Below are 22,495 nucleotides of genomic sequence, written 5' to 3' on the forward strand. Positions count from 1 at the left end.
ACGTATTTTGAGGTGATATTGCCAGGTATTTATAAATTGACTGAGGTTTCAGTTCGATAGGTTAAGTATAACCAGTAGCTAAATGCAATAATAAAGGCGAAAGAGGCTGGGAAAGCCAATGCCAAGATTTCGAAGCGTTGGAACAGACACGCACCACTTAAACCACCAAACAAGAAGCCAACAACAATGAACATCAGCAGTTTGGCTTTACGGCGGTCAAAAGGCATCCCCTTTAAACGCGCACCAATCATGATCCCAAGATCGGTAATGATCCCGCTCATGTGTGTTGTCCGGATGATCGCACCGCTGTAAGTGGTGATCATCGCGTTCTGCAAACCGCACGCGGCTGAAGCGAAATATTGGCCTGAAGTGTAGCCTTGTAGCAGTGCCCACAACGCCAAGAACAGTAATCCTCCCTCAATACATAGAGCAACACCGTAACGGCGTCCTAACTTCAATGCTTGATTTTCGATAAAGAACCCGCTGAACGCAGCACCTAACATAAAGCTCATGATCACCAATAATAGGTGAACAGAAGCCGAAGTTGGTGTGAGCAGGCTGCTGCCAAGTAAAGACATAGTACCTGAAATATGGGAGATAGCTTGATGCTGGAAGCCAAGTAAGCCAATGGCATTTACGCTGCCAGCAAGACCTGCTAACAGTAAGGCGCCGTATTCAACCCAGCGAGGTAGCTTAGAAATCATGTGGTTCGTCCTGGGTTAAATAGAGGGGCAAGATTATAACGCTAGCGAAAAGATACGCTAGTGTTGTGAAGCTTTGATATTTGATCTTAGGCAACAGTATTGCAGTTTGTTTTCATGCGTTGCTCCATAAAGATAACGGTCAATAACGAGACAAAGATAACGCTCAATGACGAACTAGTTGTAATGACTCATTTGGTGCTCGAACTTAACCCAACCATGTTTGCGTTCTTCATAAACTGAAAAGCTCGGCAGTGGGAAGTCTTGCTCTTTAAACAACCCGAGTGGGACGACATAAAAATCGGCGGCGGCAACAGACTGCAAAAGCATGGTGGTGCCACATTTAGGGCAAAACTGATAGGTAACCTCATTACCCGTATCACTTATGCGAGAGAAAGAGGTGACTTCACCGCTGAGTGTGACTTGCTCGACCGGGAACCGAGCCTGAACGCCGAACACACTTCCGGTGCGCTTCTGACACTCGTAACAATGGCAGACAGAGGTTCGTTGAGGTTCGCCTCGGCATACTAGGCTGACCGAGCCACAACGGCATTCGCAATTTCTGATATTTCTATCTTTAATATGATTGATATCCATCCATGCTCCAGTTCTGGTTAACCCTGTATTGATAATTATACTAAAGCCCTTTATGGTCTGCACAACTGGATGAAAACAAAAGAATAAAATTGCCCATGAAAAAGAAAATCTTACCTATTCCTCTGATTCTACTGATTCCTATTGTCATGCTGGTTGTGGTGATCGTCGCGGGTGCTTATCGCTTTAGCTTGAGTGATGAAGAAATCTTAGCGAAATTTCCTTCTTCTCAAGTGAGTTATGACCCAGTGGTAGAAGCCGTTTTTGTTTTGAACACGACCAACCCGTGGACAATTAAAGTTCCTGAAACTAACGCATACGCTTTTATCAATGAAGTCGATGAACCTAGAGCCATCGCGTTTGGACGCTATGACTCAGGTGTTGAACGTGGCGTGGTCACGGTAGATACCAATAACCTTTCAGCTGTCACTCTGGGTAAGGCGAGTTTCTTTATCGCGCCGATGTGGATTTCTAATCAAGGCAGCGGTGTGTTTTATTATCTTGGTCTGTTTAAACATGACCAGCAGCGAAGCCGCGTGGTGCTAGTCGACCAACTTTTACTTGGTGATCGTATTCGGATTCAGACATTAGAGGTCGCTCAGGAACCAGATTCGCAATCACAGAATAAACTCTCCGGGGAAGGTTTTATCGGCTTTACTCAACATTCTGCGGAACAATCATTTGCAGAAGCCCCCTCTGAAAAGGTGTTAATGAGTTTTTCTTTTGATACGCAATCAATTGGTAAGCAATAACGTTTTCGTTAGTGCAAGGATCTGTTGTTTATGTGAGCCAAATTACATATTATCTTAGTTAGATGAATGAAATTTAGACACACTTAGCTTTGTGTCTGCTTATTTTTACAAATGGAGCTTGCGAATGATTAATAAACGTTTTTTTAAGACGAAAGATGAAGTTGAAGTAACCTTCGAGCTAGAAGCTCAAGAAGCGAACTCAGTATCCATCGTGGCTGACTTTCTTGATTGGAAAGCCACCCCGATGAAAAAGTTGGCGAAAGGAAAGGTGTACAAGTTTAAAACTCGTCTACCTAAAGATGGCGAATTTCAATTCCGCTACCTAGTTGATGACCAGCAATGGGTGAACGATGCGAATGCTGATCGCTACATCCCTAATGAGTTTGGTGAAGACAACTGTTTAGTGTCGACAGTTAACGCATAGTCTTTTTCTCAAAACGAGTGACTAATTCGTTTCGTTTATTCTGTGAATACAGAAAACCACGGGTTTACCCGTGGATGAATGCCAATTCCAAAATTACAGCGTAAGCTGTTTGTAATTTTGGTCAACGCTTTAGCGTTGTCACGGTAAGTACCCCGGGCATGCCCGGGGGAATCTTCTAATGAGCCGAAACGGAATAGCGTCAACCAATAAAAAGCAGAAACTAGCCGTTTCTGCTTTTTTGTTTTCAAATTTAGCGGTTAATTTTATTTATCGTTCAATGGTACATCATCTACGGCAACTCAATGACTTAGCCTGAGTTGGGCAGATTCACATCATATTATGACAATGCATTGATGATTTATGCGTTTGAAAAGCATATCCTATGCCTTTATATCGTAGAAAGACCTGTTTACCGTGTATTCAAAAATATTTTCCTCTCCGTTTGCCGAGCTTTCACCTGTAAAAAAAGTAGCTATTTTTGGACTGCCACTTATTGCAGCTATTGGCGTTGCTCTGCAATCTTCGCAATCAAACCTGACGAAAACGATCGATCTTGATCTACCCGACTCAACCGTTATTGAGTCAATTCTGTCACCATCTTCTACTATCGTTATTGAACCGCCGACATTTGAGTATCAAATTCAATCTGGCGATAACTTGAGTAGCATCTTCACGCAACTTGGATTTTCTTATAAATCGATGATGAGCGTGATGGAAACCGATTTGAACTTCCTCGCTTTAGATACGCTTCGTCCGGGCGATACACTCCGCTTTTGGCGCGATGAAGCGACCGGCGACCTTTCTAAAATGGAACTTCAATTTAGCGTTGCAGACAAAGTGGTTTATCGACTGCTTGATGACGGTAGCTACGAATTCGAAGACATCTCTATTCCTGGTGAATGGAAGCAAAAGCCTTTAGTGGGCGATATTCAAGGTAGTTTCTCAATGTCAGCGAATAAGGTTGGCCTGAACAGTCTTGAGATCGACCATATCGTGACACTTCTTAAAGATAAGCTGAACTTTAGCCGAGACCTGCGCGCTGGCGATCAGTTTGAAGTGCTTCAAAAAGCGCAATATGTTGACGGTGTTGCAACTGGAAAGCGCGAAATAGAAGCAATTAAGATCATGAATCGTAACCGCGTTGTGTCAGCGTACTTGCACACGGATGGTCAATATTACGATGCTAATGGCGATAGCTTACAACGTGCTTTCCAACGTTACCCTGTGAGCAGTGGTTGGCGTCAAAGCTCTCAGTTTAACCCTAAACGCTTACACCCAGTGACAGGCAGAGTCTCACCGCACAATGGTACAGATTTCGCGACCCCAGTTGGTACGCCAGTTCAAGCTACGGGCGATGGTAAAGTGATCATGACGCGTAAGCACCCATATGCGGGTAATTACGTGGTCATTCAGCACGGCAGCACGTACAAAACACGTTACCTGCATTTGAGTAAGATCCTGGTTCGTAAAGGACAAACGGTATCTCGTGGTCAGCGTATTGGTTTATCAGGCAAAACAGGTCGAGTGACAGGTGCACACTTGCATTACGAACTGATTGAACGTGGTCGCCCTGTTGATGCTATGAAAGCAAACATCCCAATGGCAGATTCTGTGCCGAAAAAGGAAAAAGCGACGTTTGTAGCTGCAAGAGATGAAGCTGACAAGTTGCTAAAGGTAGCGTTAGAAGCAAAATCAAATAACAGCTAGCTAGACATCTTTAAGGTAACCCTGAAAAAAGATTTGTACTCATCAGGCTGTATACTAAAGCCGTGAGAGCATCACTCTAAACAGAGTCCTGCTTTCACGGCTTTGTCGATCTTGGAGTAACGAAAGCAAGTATTTAAGCTAACGGTTCTGAGTGGGTAACGTAAGTGACGATAGCTTCAGGTCGCATCGGTGGAGAGTAGAGGTATCCTTGTATCTTGTCACATCCCATAGCGTGCAGTTTTTCTAACTGTTCACGCTTCTCTACGCCTTCCGCAACTAGTGATACGTCAAGCCTATGAGCAAGTTGAACAATCAGCCAAACAACGCTCTCAGAGGTTGAATTGGTCAACAAATTACGGATAAAGGTGGCATCAATTTTAATGCAATCGATAGGGTAGCTGTGAATGTAGTTCAAACTGGAGTAGCCCGTACCAAAGTCATCAAGTGCAATGGTAAAGCCTTGTCCTCTCAGGAAGTTTAGTGCTGATTTGGTCTCTTGAGTTGGAGACAACAACACAGTTTCGGTTAGCTCAATAACAAACTCATCAGCTTTAAAGTGATGCTGTTCAATGGTTCTAGTGAGATAGGAAATATAGCGCTTAGAGTCGGTAAGCTCATGCGCGGAACAGTTTATCCCAAGCTTGATCTTGTAACCTAAACCTTGTTCTAGAGTGGTTTTGGCGCGGCAGACCAATTCAATAATACGCTCACCTAGTTCGACAATCAGCCCAGACTCTTCAGCGACTTGAATGAACTCTACTGGTGAGATGTCACCGTGTCTGGCGGTTTTCCAGCGAGTCAGTACTTCGAAATATTGCCACTGTGTGTCACCTTTGCCCACAATGGGTTGCACAACGACATACATTCCATTGCTGTCGGGGATATAGCTTTGTGAAATCGGGTTTTCGAGTTCATTGCGCAGCGCAGCGATTAACTCGGTTTTTCTTTGGTAGCGAGATCTTAAGTGGGTGTCATAGCATTGAATATGGTTATCTTGACTGTGCTTGCACTCTTTAAGTGCCAAGCTCGTGTTGAATATGATCTGCTCTACGTCTTTGTTGTCTCCATCCGAACTGGCCATTCCAACGCTGAGCTCTAGATCTATCTTAATATCAACGCTGCTATAACCTTGTCTTATTTTTTCCAGTATCTGTTCACATACCGCTATCGGGTCTGAGTGGTAGGTAATAAAGGCAAATTCATTACCAGCGGTACGGAAAGTGAGGTTACTTTCGGGTAAGGTTTTCCGCAAAGTTTCAGCGACAAATTGAAGGACTTTATCGCCAACATAATTGCCGTACATGTCATTAATGGCCTTGAAGCTATTGATATCAAGCAGGGCTAATGTAAACGGCGTGACGCTTTGTTGCGTGATGGACTCTAAGGTATCTGATAGACAGCTTCGGTTTAGTAACCCAGTCAGACTGTCGTGTGATACCTCATAACTCAGTTGATTCACCAGTTGCTCAGAACGATCGTTGAACCACATCTCTCTCAACGTATGGATGATGATGTCGGCAAATAATTGATGATATTTTATTACATCTTGCTGTTGGTCTGGACTAAGAGGTGAGGTGAACTTTGAGAACAATACGCCCATCACTTCGCCACTTTGAGTTCGAGTCGGTATTGCGATGGAATTTTGTGAGGTGATTTCTTGTCTAAATGCCGATGTCGGTAACGACTGGACGACGTATTGAGCAAATGAGCAATCCGGGTGTCTTTGATTGACCGCTTGTTGGTAGATATGACCATGGCGCGCATTGATTTTGTCATGCAACACATGGTCGGACTGAGCGATCACCAAAGGAACGATTTGATCAGGGAAGTGCTTCTTCTCGATGATGCTAGTGTACTGGGTATCAAAGGTTTGATGTAAAGTAAGCACGGCTGACTCTAAAAGGTCGATCCCTTCCAACTTAAGTAAGCGACCAATACGCTCGGTGCTTATCATGTTGTTTTGAGTCTGTTGAGTCATAGTTACCATCCCTAGTTAACCAGATTCACTTTGTATACTGTAAGCGTGTGCTTATCTATATGTGCATCTTTGAATAATCGATATGCGTCTTGTTTATTATCGGCCGTGTTGTATAACTTTTCAAATTAAAATGTGACTTATTTCACAGAGCCTGGGTGTTACGCTCTTTGTCTAATCTCTCTTTCAGATGGTCCAAAAATAGTTTTGTTCGCGTATGCGAGTAATCAAGCTTAGGGTAGTACGCGTAAACCATCACTTCGTCGGCAGTAATATTTGGCAATACTGGAACCAATGTCCCTTGTTTTAGATCCTCTTTGATCATCGCTTTTATGGTGAGCAGCACGCCCATTCCTCGTTTCGCAGCATGAAACAAAGCCTCTGGATTGGTGGTAGCAAAGTTACCATTGAGGGTGATGCGCTGCCCTTTTGTGAGCGTCACTTCGCGGGTAGGGCGCTCGCCCCAGATCAAGGAGTTGTGCTGCTCTAAGTCTTGTTCGTTACTAGGATAGCCATGCTTAGCCAAATAGCTTGGCGCTGCATAGAAGCTGGCTTTGTGTTCAAACAGCGGTGTTTTCTTGAAGCTTAAAGAGTTAAGTTGTTCCAGTTCTCGACTGATCACCAGATCTAAGCCCAGTTCCGGTAATTGCCCTGGAGTAGTAGTGATGAGCTGCACTTTAATATCGGGATACTTTTCTAAGAAGTCGTCCATGTATTGCACTAGAAACTTAGACCCAACAGCAATTGTTGCGCCTATTTTTAACAAACCTGCTGGGGTTTGGTTAACCGAGCGAGTCTCATCAATAATGGATTGCCAGTTATCGAGCTGATCCTTAGCTCGTTGGTAAAACAGCGCGCCCGCTTCAGTTTGGCTAATTGAGCGTGTGGTTCGCTTTAACAGTTGAGTGCCAATACGTTCTTCTAGCCAGTTTACTCTTTTGCTGATCGCTGAGCTGGTGGTGTTCAGTTTTCGAGCTGCACCATTGAAGCTACCTTCTTCCACTACTCTGACATAGCTTTTTACGTTAAGAATCCAATCCATATTGTTTCCTGTTGGGACTTAATTAAATTCCAATTTAGCTAATTATCAATTATTGGTTTTGAATGTAAACTCACCTAATGCACAAATTTCAAACGAATAGGGAATTTTTTGAGCCAATCGACCTTTAAAAAAACGCCGTTACTCTTAGCAATGATGATCATTGCTACGGGGCAGGTGGGTGTGAGCATCTACTTGCCATCATTGCCGCTCATTGCTGCTGACTTAAGTGTTACCCAAGTGGATGTGCAATTGCTCGTCACGCTGTTTCTTGTGGGGTTTGGTTTGTCGCAGCTATTTTACGGACCGATGTCCGATGCGGTGGGAAGAAGGCCTATATTCTTGTTAGGTCAGGGTGTTTATTTGATTGGTACTGTCGTTTGTGTTGTGTTTTCTGACAATATGACAGCGCTGGAAGTTGGTCGCTTGTTGCAAGGTTTAGGGGCAGGTAGTGCCTCGGTTCTTGGGCGAAGCGTGCTTCGTGACAGCTATGATGGTTCACAGCTTACCAAAGCGTTGTCTTATATCTCGATCACTGCTTCGATCATGCCGATCATCGCGCCAGTATTTGGTGGTTGGATTTCATTTCACCTCGGTTGGCAGGCGGTATTCCTGTTCGTTCTATTGTATTTATTGGCGATATTCACGCTAGGGTTCTTTGTTCTGCATGAAACTTTGCCATACGGAAAAAGCCGCTTTGATGCTTGCCAAGTAGTGAAGAACTACGGGCGCTTGTTGACCAATCGCCAAGTATTGACCAGTGCCAGTTATAACTGGATGAGCTACATGGCGAGTTTGGTTTCGCTATCGTTGTTTCCATTCTTAATGCAAGACCAATTAGGGCTGACCGCCGCTGAATATGGCTCCTTGATGATTGTTCCTTCGGCCGGCTTACTGATAGGTAGTGTCGCTTTAAACTTGCTCAATCGTCGGTTTAGCACGCCTCAGTTGATGAGCCTAGCTATCTTGATTATCTTGGCATCGGGAACTTGGCTTTTGACTCATGAGTTATCCATCTTTAACTTAGTTTGGGCGTTTACTTGGTTAGCGATAGCACAAGGTATCTCGTTCCCACTATCAATCAGCATGTTATTAGAGCCTCATAAGAAACAAGCGGGTGCAGTTTCCGCGTTGTCAGGATCAATCCAGATGTGTTTAGCGGGTTTATTGGGTGGGTATCTAGTAGAGAGTTGGGTCACGACTCATTTACAGCTAGGCGTGTTCTACCTCATCATTGGTGCTGCTATGGGCGGGGTGCTTTGGTCCTCAACCAAAGTGAACAAAAAGAACGATACTGTTGGAGTGGAATATAGCTAATTGCCTAGTTCACTATCGTCCAACGCACCATCGTTAATACGTTGTATTTGTGCTGATGGTTTTCTACAATGCTTCGGTCCATTGAATAGGTAAAAACAAAATGCAGCAAAATGAATTTGAAGTACTGGTAAAAGCTATCTGCGCACTAGATGGCCTGCCTCAAGCGCTTGAGCTATTGAAATCCAATGAGGATACAGAAGTCGCTGAGGCTGCTGCATCACTGACTGGTCAATTTGCGCTAGCTGAAGTGGAAGGCGAAAAGCGTATTTACCACGTGACGCTTCAAGAAAATGAACAAGGCGAAGAGCAAGAGTACATCGAACATGTCATGAATGAAGGCGATGACTTAATCAAATTTGCAGCTTGGTTCTTTGAAACAATGTTTGAATTGAAGCAGAAAGATACATACCAAATTGCAGGTAAAACTTACAGACAGCCAAAGCGTAGCTAGGTTTCTCAGTAAAGTATTTTAGAAAGCAGCTCTCTTGAGCTGCTTTTTTTACAAGTGTCTAAACTGATGACTTGGATTGCGATTAGGAATGGAGCATTAAGAATAAACCAGACCTTAGAGTAAATTATTGAATTTAATGTATAATTTTTGTTTGCGTAGATGTAGAAATAGGTTTTCTGCAAAGGGAGTGCTTATATTGCATTAAAGTGTGATTTAGATCTTGTTTTTGGGTGTTTTACGTGTAAAATCCGCGCACAAGAAAGTTGATTAAGTGCGGAGATAAGCATGAATTACGAACTAGGCCACGCATACCTTGGTCAAATGGCAGCAAAAAACATGATGCACGAAGTATTGTACGGCACTTCAAAGCCAAAGAAGCCATCATTCTTTAAGCGAATGATGAAGAAAATGGCTAAATAAGCATTTTCAAAAACGGAATTTTAAAAGGCCTTAAACTTACTGGTGTCCAACGATTGGGATCAGTTCAGTTTAAGGCCTTTTTCGTTTTAGCGATTGATGACTTTCATCGCTCAGTTTTGTTGTGGATGGACACAAAAAACACTGTTTAAGCTTCTGACTAATGACTTTTAATGAATTCAGCCAGCAGATTGGTTGGATAAGTCGACCACATTATTAGGGATGCTATCTAAGCCATTCTCTTTCATCCACGCTTCTAAGTTGTCGGCGCCACCGATGTACTTACCATCAAGCCAGATTTGTGGAACAGTCACGGGTGTTTTCTCACCAATATGCGCTTTTACTTCTGGAATCATACGATACAAAGCGGCGCTGTCTTTTACTACATCGTGGTATTGGTATTCAACTCCAGCTTCATCAAGCATTTTCTTTGCTTTAACACAGAATGGACAAGTCGCCTTACCGTAAACGATACTGCCTTTTAGGCTGTCTCGTTTGGTCCACTCTTTAATGACAGATTGAACCAATACTCCGCGGTTAAGCGCTTCGCCTTGGCTGACTACCTTGCCTTCAACAACGAGGATCGGTGCGTGCCAAGAGCCTAGCTTTAATGGCTCCCACCAGTGAGACAACCAATCTTTCACTTCCAGTTCGACATCGACATCAGCCAACTCATTCTCAAAAGTATCCTTCAGAATGTCTTTAGTAAGGGTACATTCTCCACATGGGATGTTAACTTTAAATGGACCCCAGCTGCCTGCCCAACGGTATAGTGTAATCTTGACTGGTTTCTTCATGGTTACGGCCTCGTTTGAATTCTCTTATCCATATAGAACGGACAGTCGAACTATTTATTTCACTCACCCTAAACTTTCTTCAGTTTCGACGGTTTTTTGGTTTCCCAGTGCGTTATAAATGCCACTGACGCAATAATAATAGCAGCCCCTAGCCATAAACGACCCGGCGGAACCCAACTAAACACAATCCAACCTGCTAAAACATTTAGCGGCAATTTCGCGTGGTCAAACGGTTGTACAAACGAAGCGTCAGCGACCGAGTAAGCCTTTACAATCGCCCATTGAGCGAGTGCTGTCATTACACCGATAACAATCAAGATAGCCCAAATGGTACCGCCACTTGGCGTTTGCCAATCTGGTGCGGCAAGCAGGATGTTAAATGGCGTAATTAATAGCAGAAGATATACCACCATGGTTGAAGGACTGTCTTGCGAAGAGAGCTTTTTCACCATGAGTGAGTAGCACGCCCAAAAGAACGCCGCGCCAACCGGTAACAGTGTCGCCCAGTTAAAGTCTTCAGCCCACGGCTCTAAAATTACCATCGCTCCAGCGAAGCCGGCTAAGGTCGCACCCCAGCGAGCAGCTCCAACTTTTTCTTTGAGAAACAACCCTGAACCTATGGTAGCAAATAGTGGCGATGTCATGAGAAGGGCAATGCCTTGCCAAATCGGTACTGGGTGAGCCAGTGCCCATATCCAAAGTTGGATACCAATAACAGACAAAAAGACACGGAATACATGCAATTTGAGGTTGTCAGTTTTTAGCGCACGGCGAATGCCCAGCGTTTTCAGATAAGGAAGAATAGCGAACAATGCGATGGCGTATTGAATGACGGCAACGGTGGTAGAAGTAAGTCCGAAATGAATGCTAGCAATTTGAGTTAGGCTGTTAATAACGGCAAAGGCTAGGCCTGCGGTTAGCATCCAGCTAGCGCCTTGGATCGGATGGTGTTGTGACATGATGCTTCTAATTGTTTGATGTGGTCCACCTATGATACGGATTTAGCACCACTTAACCAGAAAAAGCATTGATGAAGTTAGTCAGAATATTTGAATATGAAAAAAGGTTGAGCCATTGCCCAACCTTTTTAGCACTAATCTAAAATCGATTTAGATTAGAAGTCGTAACGGATGCCCGCTTGTAGTTGGTCATCTTTATTGTCTAGCTGTTCAAACTTGTAACCAGCATATGTACGAATGTGGCCGTTGAACTTATATACAGCTTCAATAGCAAAGTTATTTGCTTCTTCGTCAGCTGCTTTATCAAACTCACCGTAGTTGTATACGCCAATTAGTGATAGCTGTTTAGTTGCTTTGAAGATGGCTGATAGTTCGTAGCCAGTGTAATCTTCATCTGCAACTGAAGCCATTGTGTATAGACCACCAACAGTAAACGCATCCATAGAGAACTGAGCTACAAGGTTAACCTGGTCATCATCGAAGCTACCATTCTTTTGAGAAACATAACCAGCACCAAGGTCAAAAGCACCTAGGTTGTACATAGCAGCAAGGCCAAAGCTATCTGCATCTTTTTCATCTGCTGCGATGTAGTTAGCTTGAACGGTTAGTGCATTAAACTCACCAGAATAAAGGAAGTTGTTCTCGCGTTTGTCTTTGTTACCAGCAACTGCATCAGCAGCGTCTGCACCAAATGTAGCCATGGTATCTGTAATATCAGTTAGCATTACTTGCGCAGAATCTTGCTTACCGTAAGAGAACTCACCGAAGTTTGTACCAAGGCCAGCATAGAAATAACGGTTAGTAAGTGAGTCCGTTTTCTCTCCATTTACACCTTCAGCCGTATCTCCAGTAAATTCAGCTTCATATTTACCAAAGCCGTATAACTCATCTGAAACTTGAGTTTTACCTGAGATATTTAGACGAGCTCGTGACTTGTCTTTGAAAGAGCTGTCAGCTGCGCTTTCGTTGTTGTCAGATATGTTGAAACGAGCTTCAGCACGACCGCCAATCTTTAGTTCTGTACCATCAGAGCTGTAAACGGTTGCTGCTAGAGATGAACCTGAAATTAATGCTGCTACCACTGCAGAAGCTAGAACTGCCTTTTTCATAATCACTTACCTTGTATTTTAAAATCCGTGAGCGAAGTGCTCTCCGTTTCGATATGAAGCTAATTTAGAGCAGCTAAATTAAGCTTTCATTTCTGTAAAATTACATTTTCGTGAATAGGGAACTTTTTACTTGTTGATTTTATTGCACTTTTATTTCAGTTCTTTGAGTGGCTTATGACGAGCAGTAGAAACTATGTGGATTTTAGAGGCCACTTTTAAAAGCTTTATCTCGGAATTATTGATGCTGATGTTGGAGAGATTTGGGAGTCATTCAGGCCTTGTGAGACTGATTAACTGCTTGTACTGATTAAGATATCCTCTATGATGCAAAAACTTAGAAGAGAATAGATTCTGCTCAATAAGATGGAGACGTTGGATGAAAACAGAGTACTTAGGCGATGTTTTACAAGGTAGGCAGGTTATTGGCTCCTTGAATGTTGAAGACCTACCCGTTGGAGAGCACCAGTTTTGGTTTCAAGTGACCAGTGATGGGCTAGGGCAACCCAAAAACATGCCTGTTTCTGTTTTCAAAGGCAGTCAAGAAGGCCCGAAGTTGATGATCACTGCTGGTATTCACGGTGATGAGCTCAATGGTGTGTTGGCTGCTCAGCAAATTATCAGAGATTTAGTCGGTAAAACTCTTAAAGGCACGGTAACGATAGTGCCTACTGTAAATTTATCGGGTTTGCTTAACCACAGTCGTGACTTTATCTCGTCAGATCCCGGATCATGTCCTGCTAACCTTAATCGACTCTTTCCGGGTGATGCAAATGGCTTAGCTGCAGAGCGCTTTGTTGGCTCTTTATGGGAGCATTTACTTAGGCACAACGCGACCTTTGCCGTTGACCTCCACACCCAAACTCGTGGCGCAGTCTATCCGCTTTATGTGTTTGCTGATTACCGAATGGAACAATGTTTAGAGATGGCAAGGCTAATGCAGCCCGATTGTGTTCTGAACGATCCTGGCGACCCTGGTATCTTAGAAACGGTTTGGAATCGAAGTGGAATTCCGAGTATCACGGTGGAAGTGGGAATGGGTAAATTTACTCAGCCAGATATGATTCAGCGAGCGGTAGACGGTGTTTTTAATATGCTGTCTTATTATGAAATGTTCGAGAGAGACATAAATAACCCAGAGAAAATCCAATTGCCAAACATGGATTGGATCGAGGGCAACAATGTGGTTTCTATCCGCGCAGATATTGGCGGTTTCGTATTGCCACAGGTCGAGCTTCTGCAGAACGTAGAGCAAGATGATTTGTTGGCTATTCAATATGACGCTTTTGGTAATGAATGTCGCCGTTATCATGCACCGTCTAATGGGCGAGTGCTGAGTTATAACGTGGACGCGTTAAGGGAGCCGGGTGCGCTTGTTTGTCGCTTACTGAGTTAGGTTAAGTCCCGTTGGATTTTTCCGCATGAATGCGGTGTGTAGCCATCTAAAACACATAAAAAAAGACCGAGCAGGACTCGGTCAAAGGACAGTTGTCTAGAGTAAGCACGTCTTGGACTCATCGAGAGAACTGCTTTTAGAGTAGCGAAGGTAAATTAAGAACCCATTGCAAGATAATGACACTTTGACTGTTTTTCTGTTTCAAAAATAATATAGAAAACATTACTTTAAGTTCATGAGAAAGCCGACCGCGAGTTACGCTAGTCGGCTTTTTGTTTGCTACTTTTTATGCACTACTTTTTGAGTCTTTATCTCTATTTAGATTCGATTAAAAAGTGTCATTTACGATCTCTTTTAATCGGTCGTAAGGCACATATCCAGGTAAAACATGTCCATTCATCATCATGGTTGGCGTACCCGTTAAGCCGAGCGCACTGAACGTTTGATGGTTAGTGGTTAGAACTTGGCTTTGTTCTTGGGTTGTTTTTAGCTCTGCCTCTGTTCCCGTCTTCTTGGCAACGGCTTCTAGTGAGCTTTTCGAGTGAATCCCGCTTTTCGCCATTAATAGTCGGTTTACTTCAGGGAATGCTTCAGGATTATCTTTCCATACTTTCATCGCGTATAGCGCCGCGTTGGTGTCTAGCCCCGCAACTTGTTGTTGTTTAAACGACAGGTATACGTTGATCACTTGAATGTCGCTGTTTTCAGAGGCTAATTTCAATAAACCTTTCTCTAAGCGTTTACAGTAGGGACAGTTATAGTCGGTGAAGTTAATGATAACTGATTTGCCATCTGGGTTACCCGTGATTGGGTGGGCGTCATTGTTATACAACCAATCATGGCTTTCCGCTTGGGCTTTTTTCGCTTGTTCTTGACCTGCGACGTACTGCTCTAAGCTAGTGTGCAAACCCGAGATCGTAGAAGGGTTCTCCTTCAGAAATTGATTAATTTCTTCAAGCTGTTTAGCTTGCTCTTTGTTTAGTTCTGCAAAAGCGTTTGCGCTCATCAGTGAGCCTAAAATCAGTGTGCTTATCAGAAGTTTTTTCATGTTATTAATCTCTAATTCTTCGTGACGGCAAGCGCTTAACTGGTGCGCTCGCAATAGTCTTCTTTATCTGTTTTGAATTGACCGAATAGCTTGTTGTTCTGCATAGGTTATGCGAAGTAAGCCCTTAGCCAAATGCCTATTGGGGATGTAACGCCTGTTGCGATACTGCTGATCTTCCCGTCTTTGATGATGACAACACTTGGGGTGACGTTGATTCCCCAGTCTTTACTGATGTGTCCTGAAAGATCATTGATCACCGGAAAGTCGTATTCTTTAGCGTCTATGAAGCGCTGAACTTGCTCGTCCGGGCCCGATGAAAGAGCTACCGAAACCACTTGATGGGAATCATTAAAACTATTAATGGTAGGGCTCACGAATTTACATGCTCCACACCAAGTCGCCCAAAAATAGACAATGACTGGCTTACCATTCTTGCTCAGCTCGATAACATCAATATCTTCCCCTTGGATCGACTGGCCAACGATAGGAACCGCTTCGCCTTTAGGCATGCTTCTGCTGTGATAAAAATCCATTGCAAATGAAACCACGCCAACGATCAATATCATTGAAACCAGTTCCTTTCCCCACTTTTTAAGACGACTTGGCTTTTTGGTTTCACCCTTTACAGCGCTGTCTTCAGTCGTGCTAGGTTTATCTTCATTGTTGGGAGTCTTCATTTGTTATCTCGCAGCATCGATGGCTTGAACGACAGTGTCACTGTCGAGAATGACAGGCAGTGGAATACCGTTTTTATAGCTTGGGCCGTAGACGATATTAAAAGGCACCCCAAAGCGCCCATTACTTTGTAAATATTGAGTGACACTTTCACTTGGTGTTGTCCAATCACCTTTCATCAAAACAATGTCTTCTTGTTGTAGATGGCTGTAGACAGGGTCTTGCAGGATGACACCGATCTTGTTGGCTTTACAGGTGATACACCAATCAGCGGTCACATCGACAAATACCGTTTTTCCTTCATTAACTAACTGAGGGATTTGCTTCGCACCCAGCTTTTGCCAAGCGAGATCGTCAACAATAGGTGTCGCCCAGTTATCTGCGGTGACACTACCAACGATCAATGCAGCACCAAATACTAAGGTTGTGGTTGCCACGATAGGAATCAGTACCTTGCGACCTAATTTCATGCCAATCCAAACCAAAACTGAAATCACGATAAAAAGGGACAACAGAATCGTTGGGAATTTGCCAATGAATGGACTCAAAAGGCTTGTTAACCATAGGCTGGTGATGAACATCATTAAGCCAAATATCAGCTTAACCTTGAACATCCACGCCCCAGGTTTCGGAAGCAATCTGGTTAGGCTTGGAAATAGAGCAAAGATCAGCCAAGGCGCACTCATACCGATACCGAGCGCGATGAAAATCGCCCATAATTCTTGGTAGCTTGCACCAAGTGCGTATGCGACTGCAGTTCCAAGGAATGGTGCGCTACACGGTGTTGCCAACAACGTCGCAAACATGCCTTGTACAAAGTGGCCTGAATGTGAATCATCGCCTTTGGTTGCCATCCAAGTATTTAAACCTGATGGTAGTCTGAATTCGAATAGCCCAAGCAGGTTAATCGAGAACAGCAAAGTGATGATCAACATGAATCCGATGAACCAAACATTTTGGAACTGGATTCCCCAACCAATCGCATTGCCACCCATTTTTAGAATGGTCATCCCAAGGGCTAGCAGAGCAAATGATGTAATGACACCTGAAGCAGACGCTAAGAATGAGAGTCGGATATGACGATTAGACGCCCCTTGGTTCTGAATGATGCTGTTTAACTTCATTCCTAATACAGGTAACACACATGGCATGATGTTGAGGATCAAACCACCAATTAAGGCAAAACCGAACATCGCAATAAAGCTGTTGTTACTCTCTTGATAAGTGATTGGCTCTGAGCCCACTTTAGCTGTCATCTCTTCAGCAAAGTTGGTATCTGAGACTGTAACACTGACCGTGCGATCGGTAAGGTCGACTTCACCAATCCAGTTACTCACATCAAATACAGCAGTCATTGTATTGTCTGTGATGTGGACATTTGGTTGAGAGAAGAAATCATCAATCACTTCTTGTCCGTCAATCAAGACCATTGGCTTATCCCAGCCATCTTTACTTGTCAGCTGAGTGACCAGTTGTTGCTTGCTTTTGTCCCAAAACAGGCCATTTACCGAAGTGCGGTTAGCTTCTCGTGGAGATTGGCTCATCCCTTGGTTAAATAAGAACATGGCTTGTTCATCAAGTTGTAATGATTGCGGATCAATCGGCAGTTCAATGTCGTAATCGGTCAAGACGCAAATATTGGTACAAGATGGAAAGTTCAGTGATGCTTTGAACACAGCTGGTTGAGTATTGTCCTTTAATGTCAGCGTGATCGGAAAACTCACATGATGCTTGTAGCCTAGCGTCATAACATCGAGCTGTTCATAGTATTTAGGAATAGGCCAGTGCCACTCTACAGACTCGATATTAGTCGATGCAGACCAGTCCCAGCTTGGGGGAATACCACCTTCCCCAGGGCTACGCCAATAGGTTTTCCAGTCACCGTCGAGTTCAACGTCGAGTACGGTTTGAATTTTAGAACTGTTATCCGACTGTTCACCCGTCGACATCATTCGCATTTTTACAGGCGGATGCTCAGGCACACTAAGCCAGCCCGTGGTTTGTGCCAAGGCGGTAAATGACGTCATAACCAAAAGGGCAGTGACTAAGGTTTTCGCGCATGTACGCATAGAGAATGCCAATGAATCGACAAACTTAGTTAGAAGTGTGTTGTACACAAATGTATCTCCAAAAAATAAATAAAAGGGTGTAGTAGCCCGGTTATTTACTCTCTATATATACAGTGCTTTAGATGCAGTCGGTGTTTTGTAGGTCGAGAAGAGCGATGATTGTCTCTAGATAATCTCGAGATGTGAGGTGGTAAGTTAAATGCAACTGCAATAATCAATACGAATGGGATCAGCCAGCCGGTTTTTGGGGCGGCAAAGGTCAGCATTTTCGAACTCAGGCTGCATGAACTTGAATTGGGAGACGTTAACATTTTAGAGGCTTCTAAATCGAAAACACTGGCGTACAGCGTGGCCATTTTTTCAGAAGAAGCGATGTCGGTTTGAGGATTACTGGTATCAGAGTGAGCTTGTGCGTCAACTTGGAGCGGTTGACCAATAAGAGAAGTTGAAATGGATACTTTCTTTACGGCCAGCGTACTCGCCAGACAAGTTACGATAACCAGTCCGGTCAGGAAGAGCGCCCAAAGCGAATGCTTTTGTCGACGATTCTGTGTAGATAAGAAAAGTAGCGATATGTTCAGCAAATTAGTCAGTAATCAAATCAGTTAGTTGTTAAAACGAGCTCGTTGAATTGTGGCTAGCTTAGATAAGTTCTCTTCGTGCCACAAGTCATAAAATTGTTAAAGTGAAACTAGGTATAAATGAGCGATACACGATAAACGACGCATAAAAACCAACTCACGCGAATACGACATTGGGCTCTAGATAAAGTTCACAACAACTGGCAGTTATCGCGAAGTTATTCTGTGCGAGTGGTTTATTTGAACTCGAGTTCTTAATTATCGATTGCGCGATACAAAAAAGCCCAACTGATCGTAGATGATCTTGTTGGGCTCTGATCACTAGTGTTATTGAAAATTCTTAGTGATTACGGCGAGGGCCGTTACGTACCAAGTCTTTACCATTTTCAAAAACTTCTTTGCTGATCCAGCGAGCAAGCAGAACTTTGTGGCTGCTGTTGAATACAGCAACGAAGTGACGACCATCAGAGTTGTTAGTCGCCATACCAACACCTTCAACGCCTTCAAGGCCCAAACCGCCAGCTTCCACTGAAATTAGGAATTGCTCTAGTTCTTCCAGAGACTCAATAACATCAAGTTCGTTGTTCATTTTTACGCTCTCTTGCTGTGAGCTAACATCATATTTAAGGCGTTTTGTGCATGCGCCGAAGTAAAGACATTAGTCGTTGTTCTTTGTTGGATGCGTACTCTACAGGTCATGAGAGGGGATTGAAACTCTCAAATATTAGAAGCTCGCTGATATTTTGCGAATTTTTAACATAACATACGTTTAAATGCTTGTTATCCATATTCTTTTTACTACTATTTATAGGGTCAATTTAGACAGGAATAGGAATTAATATGATGAAGGTTTGGCGTTGTCTATTGTTAATGTTGGCGTTTGTCGCATTTGGAAGTCACGCGCAGAGCGTTGAGAAAATAGCAAAAGTACAAGATCAGCTAATGCTCGATCTGGCGGCATTAGAAGCGGCGCATGATGCTGAGAAGCCCTTTCTTGAAGATATATTAAGGCGTAAGAATCAGGGTCTACGCGAAGAAATTTTTTCACAGCTATCGTCAGATAAAAAAGAGGGGTTAGATGCCACTCTTGCTCAGCAGGTTGAACTACTACAAAAATTGCTGTCGTTGAATGAAACCAAAATTGTTTCAATGAGTAAAGAAAATCGTTTAGCTGAAGGTGACGCTAAAAAACGCATTGAATTACGCATTCAAAAACGAATCGGAATGATGGATGTTTACTATCAACAGCTTGCTAAGACCTTAGATTGGTCGAAAGAGCGTGGCATAGATGTAGCTGCGACTGAAAAAGCGTTAAAAGTTGACTTAGTATCTCGATCAAAATACCTAACTAATGCGATTCTTTATACTGATACTCAACGACAAGATCTTGAAGCGCGTTTGTCTTTCGTGAATGAAGAAGAGAAAGCGAACATTAAGAAGGAGCTTGAACGTTTCAGTGAGCGTACGAGCGTTATGGTGGCGAGCTTAGAAGAGACTATCACGCTGATGGAACCGTTCGGTGTAGATGTGACTTCATACAAGCGTGTGCTTTTAGCGACGACAGGCGACATTAACGCAGATGTGTTGGATGTTGATGTGGCACTGGAGCTCTTAGATGGTTGGCTTCGTTCGTTCAGTTCATGGGCTTTTGAAAATACCCCTTCTTTTATCGTTAAACTCGCGCTGTTTCTCGGTATTTTGTATATAACTCGCCTTATTGCTAATGTGGCTCGCAAGACCGTTCGTAGGAGTGTCTCGCACTCTAAAATGGACTTCAGTGTATTGATGCAGGAGTTCTTTGTATCAATCGCGTCTAAAGCGGTTGTGTTTATTGGTTTGCTGATTGCCTTGTCTCAGATAGGGATCGAGTTGGCGCCTTTATTAACCGGTTTTGGTGTGGCGGGTGTCATCATTGGTTTTGCATTGCAAGATACGTTATCTAACTTTGCATCGGGTTTGATGATCTTGATCTACCGCCCTTATGATGTGGGCGACATGGTTAAAGTCGCTGGTGTGCAAGGTACAGCAAAAGACATGAGCTTAGTGTCGACAACGGTTCAAACCATTGATAACCAACGTTTGGTGATCCCAAATAACAAGATTTGGGGTGACGTGATCAACAACATCACTGCGGAGCGTGTCAGACGTGTCGATATGGTATTTGGCATTGGTTACTCTGATGACATTGATAAGGCGAAAGCAGTGTTAAACGAAATCATTGTTGCGCACCCTCTAGTATTGAAAAAGCCAGAGCACATGATCAAGCTTCACACCTTGAATACCTCTTCGGTTGATTTTGTAGTTCGACCTTGGGTTAAGACTGACGACTACTGGGATGTGTACTGGGACGTGACAGAAACCGTGAAGAAACGCTTTGATGAAGAAGGCATCACGATTCCATTCCCTCAACGAGATGTACATGTTTACAATCACGAAGAGAGCTAATACCTAAAAGCAAAATGTGGCTTCGAGTCATCATTCTTAACGTGATATCAAATGGACGCTGAATAAGCGTCCATTTTTATTGGCTGCCATTTTTATATTGGGCTTTGTTCTTTTATGTCGCGTCAACCATCTTAGAATTACGTTATGATGGGGTAGGCTCAATCTGGACAGTTGAAAGCGAATGGATGATTCACAGCAAAAAACAAATACTAGAAATACTACGGTAAGAAAAGCGACACGAATCGAAAGCGTCATGAACTCTGCGATGTGGCATCTAACCCAGAGGGACATGACGGAAAGCGAGCTGACAGCAAAGCTAAAAGTGAAAACCGACAATCAAGAATGGATCGATGAAACTTTAGAGACGTTGAAAGGCTTTGGGTATCTCAAGTCTGACCAAGTGTTCGCCGAGCAATTCACGGAACAAGCTTTCTCTGGTGAATTTGGTTCTCAATACATTGTCGAAAAACTGAAGAAGAAGGGGCTTCCGGGCTCAGTAATTTCTGATGCTATCCATAAGGTATCCTACGAAAAATCTATTGATGAACAAACCATCTTGATAGACCGAATCAACCATTACTACCCAAGCTTTACCATGAGCCGTGAAAAGTTAGTCGCGACCCTGCAAAAGCGTGGCTTTAGCTATCAACAAGTTAAGGTAGCGATTGACCAGCACCCACAAGCGCATCAACTGAAAAGTAATATTCAAATTAAGGCTGAGAAGGCCGACTTGGAAAAAGAGGTGCTCAAGTATGCGCGCAAAGGGAAGGGGTTAACTGCCATTCAGCAAGAGCTTAGACAGCGACAGATAGATACCAGTGAGTTGCCATCGCTTATCGACCGATTGATTAACGAAGAACAGCTAGACTTCTACTCTTCGTGTTTAGAGCAGTTGCAGAAGAAATCTTATGACCTAAACGATCACAAAGAACGTTCAAAGGCTTATGCGATGTTGAGTCGTAAAGGCTTTTCATCCGATGAGATTAAATTCGCGCTGAGTGAGGGCAACGAATAAAAAGAGCATCGAATTTTAGCGAGTAGCGTATTGGTTTTCAGCAATACCTAACCCGTTGCGTAAAGCGAACTGAACAAGCTCGCTGTGGTTATTTAAATCCAGTAGACCGAGCATTCGATACTTGTGTGACTCGATCGTTCTTGAACTTAAATGCAATTGCTCGGCACATTCTTTGGCACTGAGGCCTTGGGCGATAAGTGCCAAAACTTTCGTTTGCCTCTTAGTCAGCAATAGCAACTTATCACTATCATCTTCCAACAGGTTTTCATTCTGTTTTAACGTTCGCGCTAATGTCGAATGTTGCCAATAACAAAGCCATATCTCACAAACAAGCTTTAAGCGTTCAATGTCTTCGAGCTCGAAAGTCTTGTTGTTGTCACTAAAATTGGTAAATGAAAGGGCACCCCAACGTTGATTAAACAACTGCAACGGAATGATGCAGTGCCATCGACCCCCTTCTCTGTAGATCTTCTTTAGAACGTAATTTTTGCTTGAAGCGAGTTCTAAGTTGGTAAAAGTGAGGTAAGTTTCGTTGGTTTTTAGCAGCTTTAAGTAATCAAGATAATTGCCACCAACATAACTTTGTTTGTTGATTAGAGGAACATGTGACTTGGATACGGAACACGTTTTTCCATCTTCCAGCAACACCATTGAATTTGGATAAAGCGTTAAACGATCAATCCCAAACCAATCGAGTACATCAAAGCTCGCTTCTGACCAAGTTTTTTGAAAACGTTTTGGATCGCTATTAATGAGAGATTTGGATTGTTTCATTAACAGTTGTTCAAAACTTAGGTTTACAGCAGACACATCTTTCCTTTAACAAAGCATTCATTCGGTCAATGCACAGAAGATATTCGTTCGAGAGGCTCAGTGCAAGATAAGATTTTTATTCTGTGAATACAGAAAACCACGGGTTTACCCGTGGATGAATGCCAATTCCAAAATTACAGCGTAAGCTGTTTGTAATTTTGGTCAACGCTTTAGCGTTGTCACGGTAAGTACCCCGGGCATGCCCGGGGGAATC

General features: G+C 43.3%; 21 protein-coding genes. 9 read left to right on the plus strand and 12 right to left on the minus strand.

Features of this window, described 5'->3' with window-relative positions; all coding sequences use genetic code 11:
* Positions 1 to 29: 29 nt before the first annotated feature.
* Together BCT34_RS20685 and BCT34_RS20690 are read right to left on the minus strand one after the other, a co-directional pair.
* Positions 30 to 704, minus strand: a complete 675-nt coding sequence (locus BCT34_RS20685) for a YoaK family protein (RefSeq protein WP_076651819.1) — start codon at positions 702 to 704, stop codon at positions 30 to 32.
* 174 nt (positions 705 to 878) lie between these two features.
* A complete protein-coding gene (locus BCT34_RS20690) occupies positions 879 to 1,361 on the minus strand; it encodes a GFA family protein (protein WP_174571134.1) in 483 nt (160 codons plus the stop codon).
* Between the two features lie 32 nt (positions 1,362 to 1,393).
* On the opposite strand from BCT34_RS20690, the gene BCT34_RS20695 reads away from it, so the two are divergent.
* The 3 genes from BCT34_RS20695 to BCT34_RS20705 all read left to right on the plus strand — a co-directional run bounded on the left by BCT34_RS20695 (position 1,394) and on the right by BCT34_RS20705 (position 4,178).
* On the plus strand, positions 1,394 to 2,047 hold the full coding sequence (locus BCT34_RS20695; RefSeq protein WP_076651821.1) for a hypothetical protein: 654 nt from the start codon (positions 1,394 to 1,396) through the stop codon (positions 2,045 to 2,047).
* Positions 2,048 to 2,171: 124 nt separating this feature from the next.
* A complete protein-coding gene (locus BCT34_RS20700) occupies positions 2,172 to 2,471 on the plus strand; it encodes an isoamylase early set domain-containing protein (RefSeq protein ID WP_009845720.1) in 300 nt (99 codons plus the stop codon).
* Between the two features lie 414 nt (positions 2,472 to 2,885).
* Positions 2,886 to 4,178 (plus strand): peptidoglycan DD-metalloendopeptidase family protein, encoded by a 1,293-nt coding sequence (locus BCT34_RS20705; RefSeq protein ID WP_076652739.1) that lies wholly within the window; start codon positions 2,886 to 2,888, stop codon positions 4,176 to 4,178.
* A 133-nt stretch (positions 4,179 to 4,311) separates the two neighbouring features.
* On the opposite strand, the gene BCT34_RS20710 is transcribed toward BCT34_RS20705, so the two are convergent.
* Positions 4,312 to 6,156, minus strand: coding sequence for a GGDEF domain-containing phosphodiesterase (locus BCT34_RS20710; protein ID WP_076652736.1), 1,845 nt, complete (start codon positions 6,154 to 6,156; stop codon positions 4,312 to 4,314).
* A gap of 142 nt (positions 6,157 to 6,298) precedes the next feature.
* Positions 6,299 to 7,195: a LysR family transcriptional regulator gene (locus BCT34_RS20715; protein WP_076652733.1), complete on the minus strand. Its 897-nt coding sequence runs from the start codon at positions 7,193 to 7,195 to the stop codon at positions 6,299 to 6,301.
* A gap of 108 nt (positions 7,196 to 7,303) precedes the next feature.
* On the opposite strand from BCT34_RS20715, the gene BCT34_RS20720 reads away from it, so the two are divergent.
* The 3 genes from BCT34_RS20720 (at position 7,304) to BCT34_RS24775 (ending at position 9,380) form a co-directional block, all read left to right on the plus strand.
* On the plus strand, positions 7,304 to 8,509 hold the full coding sequence (locus BCT34_RS20720; protein WP_076652730.1) for a multidrug effflux MFS transporter: 1,206 nt from the start codon (positions 7,304 to 7,306) through the stop codon (positions 8,507 to 8,509).
* 100 nt (positions 8,510 to 8,609) lie between these two features.
* Positions 8,610 to 8,960: a hypothetical protein gene (locus BCT34_RS20725; RefSeq protein ID WP_017057980.1), complete on the plus strand. Its 351-nt coding sequence runs from the start codon at positions 8,610 to 8,612 to the stop codon at positions 8,958 to 8,960.
* Between the two features lie 285 nt (positions 8,961 to 9,245).
* Complete coding sequence (locus tag BCT34_RS24775) at positions 9,246 to 9,380, plus strand: hypothetical protein (RefSeq protein ID WP_277869202.1); 135 nt, start codon at positions 9,246 to 9,248, stop codon at positions 9,378 to 9,380.
* Positions 9,381 to 9,556: 176 nt separating this feature from the next.
* Here the strand turns inward: BCT34_RS24775 and BCT34_RS20730 are convergent, their stop codons facing one another.
* The 3 genes from BCT34_RS20730 to BCT34_RS20740 form a co-directional block, all read right to left on the minus strand.
* On the minus strand, positions 9,557 to 10,174 hold the full coding sequence (locus BCT34_RS20730) for a glutaredoxin (RefSeq protein ID WP_076652728.1): 618 nt from the start codon (positions 10,172 to 10,174) through the stop codon (positions 9,557 to 9,559).
* A 68-nt stretch (positions 10,175 to 10,242) separates the two neighbouring features.
* A complete protein-coding gene (locus tag BCT34_RS20735; RefSeq protein WP_076652725.1) occupies positions 10,243 to 11,133 on the minus strand; it encodes a DMT family transporter in 891 nt (296 codons plus the stop codon).
* A 155-nt stretch (positions 11,134 to 11,288) separates the two neighbouring features.
* Positions 11,289 to 12,242, minus strand: coding sequence for a porin (locus tag BCT34_RS20740; protein ID WP_076652722.1), 954 nt, complete (start codon positions 12,240 to 12,242; stop codon positions 11,289 to 11,291).
* A gap of 376 nt (positions 12,243 to 12,618) precedes the next feature.
* Here BCT34_RS20740 and BCT34_RS20745 point away from each other — a divergent pair, with 376 nt between their 5' ends.
* Entirely contained in the window at positions 12,619 to 13,635 is a 1,017-nt protein-coding gene (locus BCT34_RS20745) for a succinylglutamate desuccinylase/aspartoacylase family protein (protein ID WP_076652720.1), read from the plus strand.
* Between the two features lie 328 nt (positions 13,636 to 13,963).
* Here the strand turns inward: BCT34_RS20745 and BCT34_RS20750 are convergent, their stop codons facing one another.
* From BCT34_RS20750 to BCT34_RS20765, 4 genes are all read right to left on the minus strand, one after another.
* Positions 13,964 to 14,683 carry a DsbA family protein gene (locus BCT34_RS20750; protein WP_076652744.1) on the minus strand — a complete coding sequence of 240 codons (720 nt, stop codon included), beginning with the start codon at positions 14,681 to 14,683 and terminating at the stop codon, positions 13,964 to 13,966.
* 107 nt (positions 14,684 to 14,790) lie between these two features.
* A complete protein-coding gene (locus tag BCT34_RS20755; protein ID WP_076652717.1) occupies positions 14,791 to 15,360 on the minus strand; it encodes a protein disulfide oxidoreductase in 570 nt (189 codons plus the stop codon).
* Between the two features lie 3 nt (positions 15,361 to 15,363).
* Complete coding sequence (locus BCT34_RS20760; protein WP_076652741.1) at positions 15,364 to 17,427, minus strand: protein-disulfide reductase DsbD domain-containing protein; 2,064 nt, start codon at positions 17,425 to 17,427, stop codon at positions 15,364 to 15,366.
* A gap of 921 nt (positions 17,428 to 18,348) precedes the next feature.
* Positions 18,349 to 18,597 carry a hypothetical protein gene (locus tag BCT34_RS20765; RefSeq protein ID WP_076652715.1) on the minus strand — a complete coding sequence of 83 codons (249 nt, stop codon included), beginning with the start codon at positions 18,595 to 18,597 and terminating at the stop codon, positions 18,349 to 18,351.
* A gap of 251 nt (positions 18,598 to 18,848) precedes the next feature.
* Here BCT34_RS20765 and BCT34_RS20770 point away from each other — a divergent pair, with 251 nt between their 5' ends.
* Together BCT34_RS20770 and BCT34_RS20775 are read left to right on the plus strand one after the other, a co-directional pair.
* Positions 18,849 to 20,453 (plus strand): mechanosensitive ion channel family protein, encoded by a 1,605-nt coding sequence (locus tag BCT34_RS20770; RefSeq protein WP_076652712.1) that lies wholly within the window; start codon positions 18,849 to 18,851, stop codon positions 20,451 to 20,453.
* A 181-nt stretch (positions 20,454 to 20,634) separates the two neighbouring features.
* Entirely contained in the window at positions 20,635 to 21,468 is an 834-nt protein-coding gene (locus BCT34_RS20775) for a regulatory protein RecX (protein ID WP_076652710.1), read from the plus strand.
* Between the two features lie 15 nt (positions 21,469 to 21,483).
* Here BCT34_RS20775 and BCT34_RS20780 read toward each other — a convergent pair whose 3' ends face one another.
* Positions 21,484 to 22,278 (minus strand): LuxR C-terminal-related transcriptional regulator, encoded by a 795-nt coding sequence (locus BCT34_RS20780; protein ID WP_076652707.1) that lies wholly within the window; start codon positions 22,276 to 22,278, stop codon positions 21,484 to 21,486.
* Positions 22,279 to 22,495: the final 217 nt, after the last annotated feature.

It is taken from the genome of Vibrio sp. 10N.261.45.E2 (assembly GCF_002875705.1).
Lineage (GTDB): Bacteria > Pseudomonadota > Gammaproteobacteria > Enterobacterales > Vibrionaceae > Vibrio.